16 protein-coding genes and 2 tRNA genes are annotated in these 16611 nt (G+C 65.3%); 11 read left to right on the top strand and 7 right to left on the bottom strand.

The genetic code is table 11. The features are described from left to right. Window positions 1-8 precede the first annotated feature (8 nt). Both CJ014_RS23530 and CJ014_RS23525 read left to right on the top strand, forming a co-directional pair. The gene (locus CJ014_RS23530) at window positions 9-1295 is read left to right on the top strand and encodes a DNA polymerase IV (protein ID WP_100082949.1); all 1287 of its coding nucleotides are present in this window, start codon (window positions 9-11) and stop codon (window positions 1293-1295) included. A 152-nt stretch (window positions 1296-1447) separates the two neighbouring features. Next, window positions 1448-1933 carry a PilZ domain-containing protein gene (locus CJ014_RS23525; RefSeq protein ID WP_100082948.1) on the top strand — a complete coding sequence of 162 codons (486 nt, stop codon included), beginning with the start codon at window positions 1448-1450 and terminating at the stop codon, window positions 1931-1933. Here the strand turns inward: CJ014_RS23525 and CJ014_RS23520 are convergent. Beyond that, window positions 1863-2309 (bottom strand): Lrp/AsnC family transcriptional regulator, encoded by a 447-nt coding sequence (locus tag CJ014_RS23520; protein ID WP_100082947.1) that lies wholly within the window; start codon window positions 2307-2309, stop codon window positions 1863-1865. The genes CJ014_RS23525 and CJ014_RS23520 overlap by 71 nt on opposite strands. Before the next feature lie 133 nt (window positions 2310-2442). Between CJ014_RS23520 and rocF the strand changes: the two genes are divergently transcribed. Together rocF and CJ014_RS23510 are read left to right on the top strand one after the other, a co-directional pair. After that, window positions 2443-3369, top strand: a complete 927-nt coding sequence (gene rocF / locus CJ014_RS23515; protein WP_100082946.1) for an arginase — start codon at window positions 2443-2445, stop codon at window positions 3367-3369. Next, the gene (locus CJ014_RS23510; RefSeq protein ID WP_100082945.1) at window positions 3366-4421 is read left to right on the top strand and encodes an ornithine cyclodeaminase; all 1056 of its coding nucleotides are present in this window, start codon (window positions 3366-3368) and stop codon (window positions 4419-4421) included. The genes rocF and CJ014_RS23510 overlap by 4 nt, the downstream gene beginning before the upstream one ends. Here the strand turns inward: CJ014_RS23510 and CJ014_RS23505 are convergent. Continuing rightward, on the bottom strand, window positions 4414-4896 hold the full coding sequence (locus CJ014_RS23505; RefSeq protein WP_100082944.1) for a hypothetical protein: 483 nt from the start codon (window positions 4894-4896) through the stop codon (window positions 4414-4416). The two genes, CJ014_RS23510 and CJ014_RS23505, sit on opposite strands and share 8 nt — an antisense overlap. A 474-nt stretch (window positions 4897-5370) precedes the next feature. Here CJ014_RS23505 and CJ014_RS23500 point away from each other — a divergent pair, with 474 nt between their 5' ends. Continuing rightward, window positions 5371-6999, top strand: coding sequence for a methyl-accepting chemotaxis protein (locus CJ014_RS23500; protein WP_165790965.1), 1629 nt, complete (start codon window positions 5371-5373; stop codon window positions 6997-6999). A gap of 107 nt (window positions 7000-7106) precedes the next feature. Next, window positions 7107-7183: transfer RNA gene (locus CJ014_RS23495), tRNA-His, on the top strand. A 79-nt stretch (window positions 7184-7262) separates the two neighbouring features. On the opposite strand, the gene CJ014_RS23490 is transcribed toward CJ014_RS23495, so the two are convergent. Beyond that, complete coding sequence (locus tag CJ014_RS23490) at window positions 7263-8342, bottom strand: D-TA family PLP-dependent enzyme (RefSeq protein WP_100082942.1); 1080 nt, start codon at window positions 8340-8342, stop codon at window positions 7263-7265. A gap of 437 nt (window positions 8343-8779) precedes the next feature. On the opposite strand from CJ014_RS23490, the gene CJ014_RS23485 reads away from it, so the two are divergent. Next, window positions 8780-9106, top strand: a complete 327-nt coding sequence (locus CJ014_RS23485) for a hypothetical protein (RefSeq protein ID WP_100082941.1) — start codon at window positions 8780-8782, stop codon at window positions 9104-9106. A 198-nt stretch (window positions 9107-9304) separates the two neighbouring features. After that, window positions 9305-9381 (top strand) — tRNA-Arg (locus CJ014_RS23480). A 340-nt stretch (window positions 9382-9721) separates the two neighbouring features. Here CJ014_RS23480 and CJ014_RS23475 read toward each other — a convergent pair. From CJ014_RS23475 to CJ014_RS23465, 3 genes are all read right to left on the bottom strand, one after another. Then, window positions 9722-11377, bottom strand: a complete 1656-nt coding sequence (locus CJ014_RS23475; protein WP_100082940.1) for a DUF6119 family protein — start codon at window positions 11375-11377, stop codon at window positions 9722-9724. Next, complete coding sequence (locus CJ014_RS23470; protein WP_100082939.1) at window positions 11374-12714, bottom strand: hypothetical protein; 1341 nt, start codon at window positions 12712-12714, stop codon at window positions 11374-11376. The genes CJ014_RS23475 and CJ014_RS23470 overlap by 4 nt, the downstream gene beginning before the upstream one ends. A 783-nt stretch (window positions 12715-13497) precedes the next feature. Beyond that, on the bottom strand, window positions 13498-13950 hold the full coding sequence (locus CJ014_RS23465; protein ID WP_100082938.1) for a MarR family winged helix-turn-helix transcriptional regulator: 453 nt from the start codon (window positions 13948-13950) through the stop codon (window positions 13498-13500). A gap of 182 nt (window positions 13951-14132) precedes the next feature. Between CJ014_RS23465 and CJ014_RS23460 the strand changes: the two genes are divergently transcribed. Together CJ014_RS23460 and CJ014_RS23455 are read left to right on the top strand one after the other, a co-directional pair. Beyond that, window positions 14133-14579 carry a VOC family protein gene (locus tag CJ014_RS23460; RefSeq protein ID WP_100082937.1) on the top strand — a complete coding sequence of 149 codons (447 nt, stop codon included), beginning with the start codon at window positions 14133-14135 and terminating at the stop codon, window positions 14577-14579. Between the two features lie 77 nt (window positions 14580-14656). Then, entirely contained in the window at window positions 14657-15865 is a 1209-nt protein-coding gene (locus tag CJ014_RS23455) for an MFS transporter (RefSeq protein WP_100082936.1), read from the top strand. Window positions 15866-15891: 26 nt separating this feature from the next. Here CJ014_RS23455 and CJ014_RS27945 read toward each other — a convergent pair whose 3' ends face one another. Next, on the bottom strand, window positions 15892-16047 hold the full coding sequence (locus tag CJ014_RS27945) for a hypothetical protein (RefSeq protein ID WP_165790964.1): 156 nt from the start codon (window positions 16045-16047) through the stop codon (window positions 15892-15894). A 139-nt stretch (window positions 16048-16186) separates the two neighbouring features. Here CJ014_RS27945 and CJ014_RS23450 point away from each other — a divergent pair, with 139 nt between their 5' ends. Further along, window positions 16187-16408, top strand: coding sequence for a hypothetical protein (locus CJ014_RS23450; protein ID WP_100082935.1), 222 nt, complete (start codon window positions 16187-16189; stop codon window positions 16406-16408). Window positions 16409-16611 lie beyond the last annotated feature (203 nt).

Below are 16611 nucleotides of genomic sequence, written 5' to 3'. Positions count from 1 at the left end.
AGGCGAGCATGTCCGAGGCGGCGACCGGTTTCTGCAGGGATTGCCTCGCCCCGGCGCCGGCCGAGGGGCGCCGCTGCCCGGCCTGCGGCGGCCCTCGCCTTCTGCGCCACCCCGACCTCGACCGCCTGGTCATCGCCCATATCGATTGCGATGCCTTCTACGCCTCGGTGGAAAAGCGCGACGATCCCTCGCTCGCCACCCGGCCGCTGATCATCGGCGGCGGCAAGCGCGGCGTCGTGTCGACGGCCTGCTACATCGCCCGCATCAGCGGCGTACGCTCGGCCATGCCGATGTTCAAGGCGTTGCAGCTCTGTCCCGACGCGGTGGTGATGCGGCCCGACATGGAAAAATATGCCCGCGTCGGCCGCGAGATCCGGCGGCGGATGCTGGAGCTGACGCCGCTCGTCGAACCGCTGTCGATCGACGAGGCCTTTCTCGACCTGTCCGGCACCGAGAAGCTGCACCGCGCCAGTCCGGCGCTGGTGCTCGCCCGCTTCGCCAAGGACGTGGAGCGCGAGGTGGGCATCACCGTCTCGGTGGGGCTCGCCGCCAACAAGTTCCTGGCCAAGATCGCCTCCGACCTCGACAAGCCCAGGGGCTTTTCGGTGATCGGCCAGTCGGAGGCCGCGGCCTTCCTGGCGCCGCGGCCGGTGACGGCGCTCTGGGGCATCGGCCGCGCCTTCTCCGAGCGCCTGGCCGCCGACGGCTACCGCACCGTCGGCGACCTGCAGGCGGCCGATGCGGCCCGGCTGGCCGGCCGCTACGGGGCGCTCGGCCTCAGGATCGCCAAGCTGGCGCACGGCGAGGACAGCCGGCACGTCGTCCCCAATTCGAAGCGCAAGAGCGTCGGCTCGGAGGTGACCTTCTTCGAGGATATCGCCGATCTCCGCGATCTCAGGCCGATCCTGCGGGAACAGGCGGAGCGCGTTTCCTTCGGCCTCAAGCATGAGGATATCGCCGGGTCGACGGTGACGCTGAAGCTGAAAACCGCCGACTTCAAACTGAGGACGCGGGCGCGGCGCCTCAACGACCCCACCCAGCTCGCCGACCGCATCTTCGCGGCGGCCGACGCGCTCCTCGCCGAGGAGGCGCACGGCCAGAAATATCGGCTGCTCGGCGTTTCCGTCGCCGATCTCTGCGAGAGCCGCTTCGCCGACCCGGCCGACCTCGTCGACCAGACGGCGACGCGCAAGGCCGCCGCCGAGCGGGCGATGGACGAGGTCAGGCAGAAGTTCGGCAAGCGGGCGCTCGAGACCGGCCTCGTGTTCGGCAACCATCGCCGCCACAAGGAATGAACGATGACGCGGGAGTCCCGCCTCACCGTTCGATGAGCGTTATCAGTTGGTTACCCTCCGTTAAGGCCAATTTTCATCAACTTGTCCTTTTCGTTGAACGCAACCGCGGAATGTGCGATCCCTCGTCGAAACTCGCATGAAGGCGCCTTTCCATGTCCAGGCCTTCCGCTCCCGATCCGGAGCTGTTCGATCTTTTCCGCCGCATGCGGCATCCCGCCGTCCACAGCTTCGAAGGGCGTCGCGAGCCGCGTCACAACTGCAATCGCGTGGCCGCCCTCAACCGCGACGGACTGCCAGCGCCGATCGGCTGCGTCATCGAGAATCTCAGCGCTTCCGGCTGCCGCCTGCGCCTGACGGCGCGCGTGGTGCTCGCCCCCGAGGACGCGGTGAGCATGTTCATTCCCTCCTGCCGCCGCATGGCGACCGGCCGGGTGGTCTGGCAAAGGGGCGACGAAATCGGCATCACCCTCGACGCCAAGCCGGAGACCGGGTGGACACGGCCGGAAAGCTGGGCGTCCGACCTCATGCTGGCCGCCCCCGATGGCCGGTCGCCGCGCTGCCGCGGCGTCAGCGCGGGCTCAGGCGGGCGCGCGTCGTGCGCGGCGTCGTCAAGAGCAGGCTGGTGTCGGAACCGGTGATGCCGGGCAGCAGCCGGATGCGGCGCAGCACCGTGTCGAAATCGGTGAGCGTGGCGGCCCCCAGCTCGACGACCAGATCCCAGCGGCCGTTGGTGGTGTGGATGGCCGCCACTTCCGGAAAGCCGCCGAGCTGGCGGATCACCTTGTCGAGCACGTGGCCCTCGATCTCGATCATCATCACCGCCCTGACCGGGATCTCGATGGCGTCGTTGCGCAGGATCACCGTGTAGCCGAGGATGTCGCCGTCGCGCTCGAGCCGCTCCATGCGGGCGCGCACCGTGGCGCGCGACACGCCGAGCTCGGCGGCGAGATCGGACACCGAACGGCGGCCGTCGTGACGCAGCAGCGTCACCAGTTGCTGGTCGAGCCGATCCATGGCGCCGCCGTTTTGGACAGAAGAACTGCCGTTTTGATAAGCCAATCCCTTTCATTTGCCAATCCCGCCTGTTCACTTCGCCGGCTGGCGATGGCCTTATGCCGGTAGTCGAGCAGAGCGAGGGCGAACGGGCATGAAGGTGAGGCTTCTGGGGATTCCGATCGAGGACGGCGCCGGCCGCATGGGCTGCGAGATGGGGCCGAGCGCCTATCGCACCGCCGGCATCGCCCAGGCGATCGCCGAGCTCGGCCACGATGTCGAGGATCTCGGCAACGTTGCCCGCGGCCCGCTGCCGGCCATCACGCTTCCCCATCCGCATCTTCGCCGCCTGCCGGAGATCGCCGCCTGGATCGCAACGGTGACGGACGCCGCCCACCGGGCGAGCGACGGCGCCCTGCCGGTCTTCCTCGGCGGCGACCACGCGCTCGCCGCCGGCACGGTGCCCGGCATCGCCCGCCGCGCGGCGGAGGACGGGCGGCCGCTCTTCGTGCTGTGGCTCGACGCGCATACCGACTTCCACACGCTCGACACCACCCGGAGCGGCAATCTGCACGGCACGCCGGTGGCCTATTTCACCGGCGCGAGCGGTTTTCACGGCTGCTATCCGCCGCTCTCCCACCCGGTGCCGCCCGGCAACGTCGCCATGGTCGGCATCCGCTCGGTCGATCCCGCCGAACGGCGGGCGCTCGGCGGCTCCGGCGTCACCGTGCACGACATGCGCGCCCTCGACGAACACGGCGTCGGCGCCTTGGTCTGGCGCTTTCTCGAACGCGTCGCGGCGGCCGACGGCCGGCTGCACGTCAGCCTCGACGTCGACTTCCTCGACCCGTCGATCGCTCCCGGCGTCGGCACCACGGTGCCGGGCGGCGCCACCTTCCGCGAGGCGCACCTGATCATGGAGATGCTCAACGACAGCGGCCTCGTCTCGTCGATCGACCTCGTCGAGCTCAACCCCTTCCTCGACGAGCGCGGCCGCACCGCCACGCTGATGGTCGACCTTCTCGCCAGCCTGATGGGCCGCACCGTCATGGACCGCCCGACCCGGAGCTTTGCCGCATGACCGTCCTTTCCCCGCTCGCCATCGTCCCGTTCGTGTCGGTCGACAACATGATGCGGCTGGTGCTCAGCGTCGGCGTCGACTCCTTCCTCGTCGAACTGGCGGCCTACATCGAGGAGGACTTCCGCCGCTGGCCGACCTTCGACAAGACGCCGCGCGTCGCCTCCCATTCGGTCGACGGCGTCATCGAGCTGATGCCGACCTCGGACGGGGCGCTCTACGGCTTCAAGTATGTCAACGGCCACCCCAAGAACATGCGCGAGGGCAAGCAGACGGTGACCGCCTTCGGCGTGCTGGCCGACGTCGGCTCGGGCTATCCGATGCTGCTCACCGAGATGACGCTGCTGACGGCGCTCCGCACCGGCGCGACCTCGGCGATGGCGGCGCGGCGCCTCGCGCCGGAGGGCGCGGCCAGCATGGCGATCATCGGCAACGGCGCCCAGTCGGAGTTCCAGGCGCTGGCCTTCCGGGCGCTCCTCGGCATCGACCGCCTGCGCCTTTACGACATAGACCCCGCCGCCACGGAGAAGTGCCGGCGCAACCTCGCCCCGCACGGCTTCTCGATCACCGTCTGCCGCTCCGGCCAGGAGGCCGTCGAGGGCGCCGACGTCGTCACCACGGTCACCGCCGACAAGCAGTATGCCACCATTCTCACCGACAACATGGTCGGCTCCGGCGTGCACATCAACGCGGTCGGCGGCGACTGCCCCGGCAAGACGGAGCTTCACCGCGACATCCTGAAGCGGTCGTCGATCTTCGTGGAATATGCGCCGCAGACGCGTGTCGAAGGCGAGATCCAGCAGCTTCCGGCCGATCATCCGGTTACCGAGCTCTGGGAAGTGCTGAACGGCGCGGCGCCGGGCCGCACGTCACCCGGCGAGGTGACGCTGTTCGATTCCGTCGGGTTCGCCATCGAGGACTTCTCGGCGCTCCGCTACGTGCGCGACAAGCTGGCCGGCACCTCCTTTTACGAGGAACTGGACCTGCTCGCCGATCCGGACGAGCCGCGCGATCTCTACGGAATGCTGGTGCGCGCCGGGGCGGCGGCTACTTGAGGTGATCCTGGAGCGCCTGGAAGCGGATGGCCAGCTCGCTACGGCCGCTCGAGGCGCCGGAGCCTTTGGCCGGCAGCGAATAGCCGGGCACCGCGATGCCCTGCTCCAGCATCTCCTTGACCGTCACGGTGCCGGCGTCGACGATCTCGCCGGTCGCGGTGTCGGTGATGTAGTGCCGGTAGGTGCTGCTGCCGACCTTCCAGTAGGAATGGGTCTTCTTGGCCTCGAGGTCGGCGGCGCTCGGCGGCGGGCGCGGCCCGCGCTCGACGGCGGCAACCGGAAACGGCTGCACGTGGAGCCAGATCGCCACGACGACCGACGCGAGCACCAGCGCCACGAAGCCGGCGATGACGAAGGAACGGGCATCCTGATGGCCGCCGGCTTTGCGGCGTCGGAAGGACGCGGTCTTGCCGCCCGTCTTCCTGGCGGGGCTGCCGAGCGACGTGTGCTGCGAGGCGACGACCCGTGACTGCATAGCCCGCTCCCTCGATGCGCGCTGTTCCTCCACCTATCGAACCGACCCTGCCATGAAACGGCAGGACATTCGGAGCCGGCTCGACGAGCCGCTCCGCGTGGCTCTGCAACAGATAGGCGCGGAAAGCTTTTCTTTCCCTTGCGAGGCGAATTCTTCGGGCAGAAAAAGAATTTAAGGCTGAACAAACGGTTAACGCCGCGCCGGCCTTTTCCACATCCGGCCCCGCCGATCTGGCGGCATCCGCCGCCAAGGATGGGCGCTCGACGCCGAGGGGCGCCCATCGGCGGGAAATGCATTGCTGCCAAGTGCCGTCAAAGGCCGCCGCCTTAAGTCCCGGTTCACCATTGCCGGTGCAATCCTGGCAATAGGCAGTTTTCATTACAAGAAGAATCAGCAATGTTCCTCAATCGTGTAAAGTTGTGGAAAGTCATCGGTACAGCCGTAGCGATATTCATCATCGGAACGGTGTGCCTGTTGCTATTCGTCGTCTATACGACGCTGTCGTCCGACGCCGCGCGGCAGGCGCTCGAAAAGCAGATGATCGCCATCAAGACGGGCGCCCTGCTGATGGAGAAGGATATCGCCGGCGCCACCATCGCCTGGTCGGGCGATGCCGTCGACCATATCGAGGCGCCGGCCCTTCTCCCCTTCCCGACCCACGAGCTCATCGACGACCTCACCCGCACGGCGGGCGCCGCCGCCACGATCTTCGCCTATGACGCGGGCAAGGACGACTTCACGCGGGTGACGACCTCGATCAAGAAGCCGGACGGCAGCCGCGCCGTCGGAACCGATCTCGGCAAGGCGTCGCCGGCCTACGCGGCGCTCAAGCAGGGGCGGAGCTTCACCGGCCAGGCACCGATCCTCGGGGCGCCCTATCTCACCATCTACACGCCGATCAAGGATCCGGCCGGCAAGGTGATCGGCATCCTGTTCGCCGGCATTCCCGAGGCGGCCGTCAACGCCACCAAGGACGGGCTGGTGCTGAAGATCTCGCTGCTCGGCCTGTTGCTGGCGGCGGCCATATCCGGCGGCGCCTCCTGGCTGGTGGCGCGCCTCATCCGGCCGGTGACGCAGCTCTCGGCGCTGATGGAGCGCATCTCGCGCGACGATCTCGCCGAGGACGTTCCCTATGCCGGCTACGGCAACGAGGTGGGCACCATCGCCCGCGCCGTGGTCATCCTCAGGAACAGCGCCGCCACCCGCCTCGCCCTCGAACGGGACAAGAGCGTCGAGATCGCCGAGCGCACCGCGCGGCAGGAACGCGTCGAAGCGCTGATCGACGACTTCAGGGCGACCACTCGGACGGCGCTCGGCGCGGTGAACAAGACGGTCGACGACCTCCTGGCCACCGCCAATTCGCTGGGAGCCGGCGCCCTGCGCACGGTGGAAGACGCCGGGGCCGCCTCCAACGCCTCCTGCGACGCCACCGGCAACGTGCAGGCCGTCGCCTCGGCGACCGAGGAACTGGCCGCGTCGATCGGCGAGATATCCGCCCAGATCCAGCGCACCGGCGCCGTCGTCGCCGACGCTGCGCGCGGCACGCGCGATGCCGACGCCAAGATCAACCATCTCGCCGCCGGCGCCGCCAAGATCGGCGAGGTGGTGACGCTGATCCGGGCGATCGCCGAGCAGACCAATCTCCTGGCGCTCAACGCCACCATCGAGGCGGCGCGGGCCGGCGAGGCCGGCAAGGGATTTGCCGTCGTCGCTTCCGAGGTGAAGAATCTCGCCGGCCAGACCGCCAGGGCGACCGAGGACATCGCCGCCCAGGTCGACGACATCCAGAGCGCGACGGCCGACGCGGTCGAGGCGATCCAGGCGATCGGCGCCACCATGCAGGAGGTCGACCGCTATACCGGCGCCATCGCCGCCGCCGTCGAGGAACAGGGTACGGCCACCGGCAGCATCAGCCGCTCGGTCAACGCGGTCGCGGACGGCTCGCAGCAGGTGGCGGCCAATGTCGGCGCCGTGCTCGCGACGGCCCGCGACACCGAAGGGGCGGCCCAAAGGCTCGACGCGGCCTCGCGGGAAGTCGCCGACGAGGCGCGCCAGCTCCGCTCGACGATCGACACCTTCCTCGGCGCGGTGATCGCCGCCTGACATCCCGTCGCAAGCCCTCCGCGCACCGGCGGCGATCGGCCGTAAAAAAGTGGCCGGCGGGGGCTTGCATTGCCGGGGCGATCCAACTAGGTTCCGCGCCGTCATGTGCAGCTGTAGCTCAGTTGGCTAGAGCGTCGGATTGTGGCTCCGAAGGTCGCTGGTTCAAGCCCAGCCAGCTGTACCATTTCTCCCGGAAATCTCCGCCCTTGACGCCATCCCGGCGAGACGGACCGTATTGATTTGCGGGCCGGCCGGAACCCGCGTCAGCCGACCCGGCCGCGCGCCGCCACCGGCACCTCCTCGATCGATCCGTCGGCTTCGACGAAATGCACGCTGTCGAACAGGTTGACCACCGGGCAGACGTGGTTGGGGATGACGTGGATGCGCTCGCCGATGGCGGGGCGGCGGGGCGAGGCTGAAAAGTCGATCACCCCGTGCTCTTCGGACAGCGACACGATCCGGGCATCCGGATAGGCCGGCAGATAGCCGTAACCGTCGAGGCCCAGGAGATCGGAGGTCAGCGCCTTGGAGCCGGCGTCGATCACGGCGCGGCCGTCGGTCGGCCGGCTCACCACGGTGGCGAGCACGCTGAGCGCGCAGTCGTCATAGCTGCCGACGCCCTTCGCCACCTGGAAACGGTCGGAGAAGACGTAGGTGCCGGGCCGGTATTCGTTGACGATGCCGGCATCCTCGCCGGCGCCGTAGAGATCGGGCGTTCCGCCCGACGAGATAACGGCCGGCGGCAGGCCGGCGGCGGCGAGCAGCGCGATCGCCCGTTCGAGAAAGGCGCGCGCCTCGGCCGTCCGGTGGGTCGCCGGAAACGTCATCAGGCCGCCGAAGCGGAGCCCCGGAACGGCGGCGATCGTCCGGGCGAGGTCCAGGGCCGCCTCGGGCGTCGTCACGCCGCAGCGGCCCATGCCGGTGTCGCACTCGACGAGCACGGCAAGCGGGGCGGCGGCATCGGTGAACGCGGAAGCGTAGCCGGCGACGACGACGGCGCTGTCAGCGGTGACCGACAGCTTCACCTTGCGCTTCAGCGCCGCCAGGCGGGCGAGCTTGGCCGCGCCGATGATGTTGTAGGGCAGGAAGATGTCGGCGATGCCGGCGTCGGCCATCACCTCCGCCTCGCCCAGCTTCTGGCAGGTGATGCCTGCGGCGCCGAGCGCGAGCTGGCGCGCCGCCAGATGCGGCATCTTGTGGGTCTTGATATGCGGCCTGAGCTTCAGGCCGTGCCGGTCGGCATAGGCCTGCGCCCGCCGGAGATTGGCCTCGACCTTGCGCGCGTCGATCACCACCGCCGGCGTGTCGAGACTGTCGAGGGCGGCTTCCGGCAGGGCGTTCATGGCGGCGATCCTTCGCATCTGGAGCCATCACGACATAGCACAGGACAATCCCTGCGGCACGGCCCGACAGCGCTCCGGCGATCGGAACCATCCTCCAGAAAAAGTGTATCAAGCCGTGGCGGAGGCAAGCGTCGCGGCCCGCTCCGAAGGCCGTTCGGACGGCCGATTTGCCTCCTGAGAGCCGACGCGGTGCCTCTTTTGCCGCCTCATCACGCAGTCGTGTGGCATCAGTCGCGAGGATTTGCCCTTTCGATCACGTTTTCACACGATCTTGTGAGAACAGTTCACGAAACCCGTCGTGTCGTATTGACTGGCCGCCCCCTTTCTCCGTGAAAAGCAACGGTCTACATCTCAAGTATCGAAGCGAGAGGAATGTCCGGGGCTGGATTGAACTTCCAACGGCCTGACGACGCTATCGAACTACACGGAGTATCAAAATGAAAACCTTAGCTCTTGCCGTCGTTGCTGTCACCGCCATCGCCCTTCCGAGCCTGGCCTCCGCCGCCGAGCAGACCTATTGGGATCCGGCCGACAGCGCCTTTGTCACCGGTTCGATGCAGGCCCCGGCGACCGCCAACAACGATTCGGCGCGCTACACCGAGACCGTCACCTACTGGGATCCGGCCGACAGCGCCTTCGTGACGACCAAGGTCGCCGCCACGCCGGTCATCGCCACGCACGACGCGGTGAAGACCGGCACCACCACCATCCGCATGTGGGAGCCGGCCGACAGCGCCTTCGTCGAAGTGCCCGTCGGCAACTGATATCGTCGGCAACCGCCGACCCAGGCAACGGCGCCGGTTCTTCCGGCGCCGTTTTCATATGAGCGGCTGCCCGCTCGCCGTTGCGCCTTCCGTATTTTCCGGGCTGTCGGCCCGAGGTGCAAAATGCACCGCTTTTTCCTTTGCCTTGCCCGCGAACTCGGCTATACGAACCGTGTTTCGCGTGTCCGCGACGATCACGCACCCGTAGCTCAGCTGGATAGAGTGCTGCCCTCCGAAGGCAGAGGTCACAGGTTCGAATCCTGTCGGGTGCGCCAAATTCCGCCGATTGCCTCCCACAGCGCGCTATAGCCGCCGAATGTACGCTGTTGAATCTGGCAGATGTAGCTCCTATGCAGGAAAGCGTAGAAGCGGCTGCGTTCGGCGGCGAAAAGTTCGTATCGCTTGCGGTCGATTGCTTGCACCCACGAAAATGTCGCGTGGTGGCTTGGAATGGCAGCTTTGCGCCCCCAAGGCCGACGTTCATGGTACCATCTACGTCACTTGAATCCGGACGTTAACTGTAACTGACTGGAAGGTTGCCGATCCGCAGCAAGTTGACGCTCTAAGAATATTCGCTCCAGCCAGCTTCAGAGAGCTAGAATTTCGGGCTTGCGGTCATTCTATGAGCTCCGCATCTTCTCCAGCACCCTTCGCGGATCGTTTGGCTTTCGCCTTCGCGCCAGACTTTGGCTTCTCGATCCAGGCGAAAGCCCATTTGTAGCCGAGAGCATGCAATTCGCGCGCAGCCTGGCGGAACGACACCAAGCTGAAGAAGGGAAGTTTCGGCTTATCCGATGCAGCAATGACGCTGTAGACGACGGTGAAATCGCCACGGGTGAAGTCATTCCCAGAATTCGGGATGATGTCCTCGTAGCCGCTCTGTCCGGTTTCAGCCTGGACCGCGATCACTTCGTTCCGAACGCTGTCGCGCGACGGCGGGTCGGTCGCGAGGACGCGTGCGGAGACGGTCCCCTGGCTAAAAAGGTGACTGAGTCGAGACGAGGACGTCTTGTCCTTAACGTGGATCAGTTGACGCTCACGGCCGAGAAAGTCGCAGGCTTCGATCTTGCTCGCAGCACCTGTCGGCTTGATGAGCCGACGGTCTAAGCAGATCATGTCCGCATCCAGACCGGCGACGCGCTTGTTGTAGGTCTCTTCTGTCTCGTCAGCCTCAGCGGCAGGCATGTCGACCTTGCTTGTCGCGTCGAAAAACTCCTGTACCTCTTTGGCGAGGTTCTGGTCGATCTGGTACCAGCGGCCTCCAGAGAAGACGTAGGTCGAGCCATCGAGTTCTGTTTCGAACACTATGCATTCCCGCAACTTCCATTTCCCACCACAGTCGTGGCCATCATCATCGACTTCGTGGACGGTGTGATTGCGGAGGTCCTCGTCCGAGTAGCCGGCTTTCTCGCGCTCCTTCAATGCGTCGAGGTAACCGGGCAAGTCGAGGTCGGCATAAAGCTGCCAGCTGCGAAACCCCTTGTAGCGGATGAGGCTTGATTTCTCAGGGTCATAGATGACCGGAAAGGCGAGGTGAATACCGTCGGTCTCGCCTTCGTCAACCGCCTTCGCCAAAGCTTCGACCAGCTTGGCGTCCAACTTGTCGATCAATTCTTGCTCACGGATGTGGCGAATCTGGTCGATCCAACCGAAGTCGGTCTTGTAGTCGGTCTTCTGGTAGATTGCATACGCATCCGCACAGGCCTGGGCGAGCTCCGCGATCTCAAGCTTTCGGTTGAGCGTCAGGCCGTCGGTCCCCGCCACATAGGAGCCGAAGCCTGCATCCTTGGGCGTCCCAGCCAGTCCACGGACAAGGTCGCGCTCGATGTCGATGGCAAAGGCAGTCTGATCGGAGCCCCTGCTGGTCTGCGTACGGCGGGATAGCGTATTCTCATCCGGTGTCCGAACGTCCGCGCTTTTTAACTGCTTCGGATCAACGGCGTTGAGGACAACCCGCAGCCCAAAATCCTGCTCGAACGCTGCAGGATCAAGCTTGACATGACCCATGCCAAAAGACACCGCGAACCAGCGCCCGGACGCCTGGACGAACACGAGTCCGAAGGCCGTGTGGTTGAAGACCTTCTTCTTCTCGTCTTCTGACAGTTCGAGAAAGCCCGCCCATTTCGGCGCGCCGCCGCCGAGCGTTGCCAATGAAATGAGTGCGCCTTCCAGCTTGTCCCATGGTGTTAGGTCTACACCGTCGCGCACTGCGTCAGCGGGGGCGAGGCCATCTCGCAAGAGGCGAATGGAAAGCTTCTGGGTATTGCTCATTCAGCGGCCTCCATTTCGGACGCATGAGGAGGCGGGGTGTGCTTGATGGCGATCGTGACGGTCTTCCCGGTTTCCAGCACCTGCCGAACAATCTCGCTGAGCACAGCGGATTGCTCTATCGACGTGCCTACCCACGATCCGGCCACGAGCCCGACAAACTCCGAATTGTTGATTCGACGACCGACGTTCCTGAAGGTCAGAACTTTGCCGCCGCGCGGCCCCGTGAATAGACCAGCGGCATCCGCCCGCTTCCATAAATCGAGAGGCAGATAGATACCCTTGAAGAGCCCTTTGTCGTCGGGGTTGAAGACAACGCGCGGACAGAATTTCAGGAAGAACGGGTTGTCCGAGAAACGGAACCCGTCAGGGTGTTCGCCGCTTGGGAGCTTCCTGATCGCCTCCAGCAGGGCCTCCATCCGCTCAACTTCGTCGCAGAACTGATCCTTCGCCTGCCAACGAAATTCCACTTCGTCTTCGCGCTTCTCCATTGCCTTGTATTGGACCATCACGAAACTGCGGTAAGCTTCGTTGAAGTAGATGAGATCGGCGCCAGTTTGTTGTTCGAGGGGCAGACGGTTAGCCATGATCACCGTCAACCTTTTCGACGAATCCTCTTCGCTCGCGAATACCTTTGAACCGTAGTGGGTGGTTTCGCCCACAGCTTCAAAGCCCGGCACCGTCGAGAAGTCTGACAAAAGCATAACGTCTTCCCGAACCTGTGCGCCCGACAGTCCGTCGAGGAAGGATTGCTGTAAAGCGTCCGTCGGGGTCCACCCCAAAAGGTCGTCTCGCGATATGCCAGCAATCTCGAGTGCGAGGCCGAGTGCCTCCTTCTGGTAGGCGAGGTTTTCGCGGGCACGGGGCTGGAGCCGCCGTAGCGCTTGGGCGCGACGCTCGGAATAGCGTGCAAGACGTGGGCTGACGGTCTCATCGAGTTGCGTGATACGATCGACAAAGGCGCCGAGCGACTTCGGCGGGAGCAGGCCGCCTGTTTCCAGGCGCTGCCTGACGTGCCGGGCAACGCGTATGTCGATGCCAGCAAGGATCTCATCGAAGCTCACGGGCCGCTTCAGAGACTCGAGCTCTTCCAGATTGAGCCGAACGAGGCCGGTGCCTGCAGACTGACCTTTCCTCCCTTCGGCAATGTGTGTGATGTAGCCGTCCTCGAACGAGGCGAAGACGGCAAGAGGCGCGCGGCGGCTGTGGTCGAAGCGGGGAACAGGTTCCGACACAAAGGGCTTCGAGCGGTAGAAGGACCCACCGTGTTCGGCTTCTTGCAGAAGCAGGTCCCTTCGAGCCGAGGGTACAGGGAGTATGTAACCGCCAGCCGCCACCATTATGATGCGGTCTCCTCTACGGAAAAAATGTCGGCGCGATACCACATCGGCGTCACGGTGAGTAGATGGCTAGTAATTTTCTGAAGTTACTCCTGAAGAAGATTAATTTCTAGCCTGCCTCATCCAATATAAGTTCTGGGTACTCTTTTTTGACTTTATAACCCCGATTGGCAACAGGACAAAGTAGCCTTGACGATCCGGACTTTCGCGCTGCAGCGTCTGCAAAAAGTAGTATCTACGCGGCCACCCCTTTATCCGCTGCGCGGAAGACAAGGACCGACATTGTGCATGATTGCAGGATATCATTTTTACATGCTTAGCGACACACCGTGGAGCATTGCGTGATTGGAGGCTTTGGGCTGGTCCCAGGCGCTTGCTGTGCTTGGCTCGAACGACTGCCACAGGCTATGGAGCCGTTATTTGCCACGACGCTTCCCAATGTCCGGCGTGGGTCGGTAGCAGTTCTGAATATGTGGCGCGCGAACGGCCGCTTTACGGCTCTCGTCTCTCAAACCCGCCATTCCGCTCCCGGCCGATTTCAGACCATGTCCATGACCCAATCGAGTGCGGTTTAGATATTTCCTGGCCGAATTGCGCACATGCTGAGCTCGGTCGATGTGCTGAAACCCACAGTGCGGACGCCAAAATGGCTTAAAGGCTGTAGCATAGACGTAGTTCTCATCATCGCCCGGCGTAGATCGCCAATTTCACCATAAATTTCAGCGGCTTACGTGCGAGACCTCTCGTCATTGGCCACCGTTCGCGGATGCGCCACGGCGGGTCTCAAATGTCAGGCCCAGAAAGCACCATCAGCTCGGCGCGCAGACGATCCGGGTTGGACAGCGCCGTTTCGATCGAGGCGTGAACGGCCTTCCAGATCGGCACCGCCCCGGCGAGAACCGCCCGGCCGGCCGGCGTCAGCCGCAGCAGGCGGGCGCGTTTGTCGGTGGGATCGGCCTCCGTCTCGACGAGGCCACGGCGCTCCAGCGGCTTGAGGTTGGCGGTCAAGGTCGTCCGGTCCATCGCCAGGAGCGTCGCCACGCTGCCGACGTTCGGCGGCTGCGGCCGGTTGAGTGACATGAGCAGCGAGAACTGCCCGCTGGTGATGCCGGCGGGCTTCAGCGCCACGTCGAACCGGCGGGCGAGCGCCCGCGCGGCCCGCTGCGCATGCAGGCACAGGCAGGTGTCGCGCACCAGAAGGGTGGTTTCGAAGCTGGGACTGACAGGCGTTTGCATTCGAGGTTGACATCCGTGGTTGTTTTACGTTGATATCAACCTAGACGAAGGAGCGTCAATCGATATCGGCCACCGCCGGCCCGGGGATCCGGCGGAAAAGGGGGCGAGCATGCCGAAACACGGCGCGAAGGGCAGCATCGGGCTCGCCTGATGCGCCGTGCCCGACTTGAGAGGAGAGAGCCATGAAGATCGTGACCAGCTTGGGCTTCCAGGGCCAGTGCCGCGAGGCGTTCGAGTTCTATGCCAAGGTGCTCGGCGGCAGGATCACCGCCGCCTTTCCCTACGGCGACGGCCCGCCGGACATGCCGATCACCGACGAGAAGTACAAGACGTGGCTGATGCATTGCTGGCTCGAGGTCGGCGATCAGGCGCTGATGGGCGCCGACATGGATGTCCAGTGGGCCAGGAATATCGACAAGCCCAAGAACGGCTTCGACGTCACCCTGCACACCCCGGACAAGGCCGAGGGGCAGCGCTGGTATGACGAACTCTCCGAAGGCGGCACGGCGGTGATGCCGTTCGGCGAAACCTTCTGGTCGCCCGGCTTCGGCTCGCTGATCGACAGGTTCGGCGTCCCGTGGATGGTCAACGTCGTTCCATCGGTCGACTGGAAGCCGCAGCAGGGCTGACCGGCAGATACCGAAACAACATCAGGCAGGCTCCGACCCGTGACCGGCGTCGTGCGCCCTGCCCTCGGGGGAACGCCATGAACCCTTCCTATCGCTGGGTGATCGTCGCGGCGGGCGGCCTTCTGGGCTGCGTCGCCATCGGCGCCATGTTCTCGCTGCCGATCTTCCTGAGGCCGATGTCGCAGGATACCGGCTGGTCGGTCACCGGCATATCCACGGCGATGACCATCGGCTTCCTCGCCATGGCGGTCGCCAGCATGGCGTGGGGCAACCTCTCCGACCGGTTCGGGCCGCGGCCGGTGGTGCTCACGGGATCGGTCGTGCTGGCCGCGAGCCTGGCGCTCGCCAGCCGGGCGGGGTCGCTGATCGAGTTCCAACTGCTGTTCGGGCTGCTGGTCGGGGTGGCGACCGCCGCGGTGTTCGCACCGATGATGGCCTGCGTGACCGGCTGGTTCGACACGCAGCGCAGCCTTGCCGTCTCGCTCGTCTCCGCCGGCATGGGGATGGCGCCGATGACCATGGCCCCCTTCGCGGCCTGGCTGGTCACCATCCATGACTGGCGCAGCGCCATGCTGATCATCGCCGGCCTCACCGCCGCCCTGATGATTCCCGCGGCGCTCTTCGTGCGCCGGCCGCCGGCGCTGGACGGCCCGCAGGACGCGACGGCGGCCGACGAGCCGCAATCGGGCATGACGGTGCGGCAGGCGGTGCTGCCGCCGCAGTTCATCACGCTGATGCTGGCCAACTTCTTCTGCTGCGCCACCCACTCCGGCCCGATCTTCCACACGGTGAGCTATGCGGTGACCTGCGGCATCCCGATGATCGCCGCCGTGTCGATCTACAGCGTCGAGGGCCTGGCCGGTATGTTCGGCCGCATCGGCTTCGGCCTGGCCGGCGACCGGTTCGGCGCGCAGCGTGTTCTCGTGCTCGGATTGCTGGCGCAGGCCTTCGGCGTGCTCGCCTATGCCTTCGTCAGTGAGCTCGGCGGCTTCTATGCGGTGGCGGCGATGGTCGGCTTCATCTACGCCGGCACCATGCCGCTCTACGCGGTGATCATCCGCGAGAACTTCCCGCTGAAGATGATGGGCACCATCATCGGCGGCACGGCGATGGCCGGCAGCCTCGGCATGTCCACCGGCCCGCTGGTGGGCGGCATGATCTACGACCGCTTCGACAGCTACGCGCTGATGTATATCGGCTCGTGGGGCATGGGGCTGGCAGCCATGTTGATCCTGATGACGTTCCGGCCGTTTCCGGCGAGGCAAGGGGCGCTGGCGGCGGCGTAGGGCGGACCTCGGAGCGAGCGGATAAATTATATATATATGTCAATTATATAGCCGCTCGCGAGCGCTGCCATCAGGCTGTCATCCTCGCGCAGGCGAGGACCTCGGGACGAGTAGAACAAGCCGCCAATATCGGGCACCCAGCACAACTGGCCACGCTTGGTCTTGAAGCGCTGGCTGGTCATCGGGACCTCCTCGCGCTCGTGCCTTCCATGCCTCTACGGCCCCACCGCGACCACGGATGTTCCGGAACAAATGCCGGCAACCGGGGTTGGAGTCTTTCAACTGCCAATTCCCACCCCCTCGAACGCCAAGGAGCGCGCAATGGTCAACGGCGACGGCAAGCATTTCGGCAAGGGATCGCAAGGCAAGGGCGACGGCACGGGCGCCATGACCGAGCTCGACAAGAACCTCGTGGGCGAAAACGACATCCTGTCGAACCGGGACAAGAAGCAGCATTCGGAGGAGCGCGGCCAGGACGGCAACGCCATCAAGACCGACCTGGAGCAGGATCACGCCGCCAACCGTCTTCCACCGGAGGAATAGGCGACGCCCTCCGACACGCGCACCACGTCTTCGGCCCGCAAGGCCCTGCCCGAGATGCCCGGCCGCTAGGAAATCGCGGCCAACGTCGCCGAAGAGCCGCTGAAATCGATGCTCGCGCCGGGAGAGCGGGACTGAACCGGCACCGCCGGACGCGGTTTGCCGGGATATGGGCGGAAGGCAATACCCAATCGCCTGTTTGCCCA

The sequence above is a fragment of the Pleomorphomonas carboxyditropha genome, assembly GCF_002770725.1.
In the GTDB taxonomy this organism is placed as follows: Bacteria; Pseudomonadota; Alphaproteobacteria; order Rhizobiales; family Pleomorphomonadaceae; genus Pleomorphomonas; species Pleomorphomonas carboxyditropha.
The sequence above is the reverse complement of the archived record's forward strand: the minus strand, read 5'-3'. Positions and strand labels throughout refer to the sequence as shown.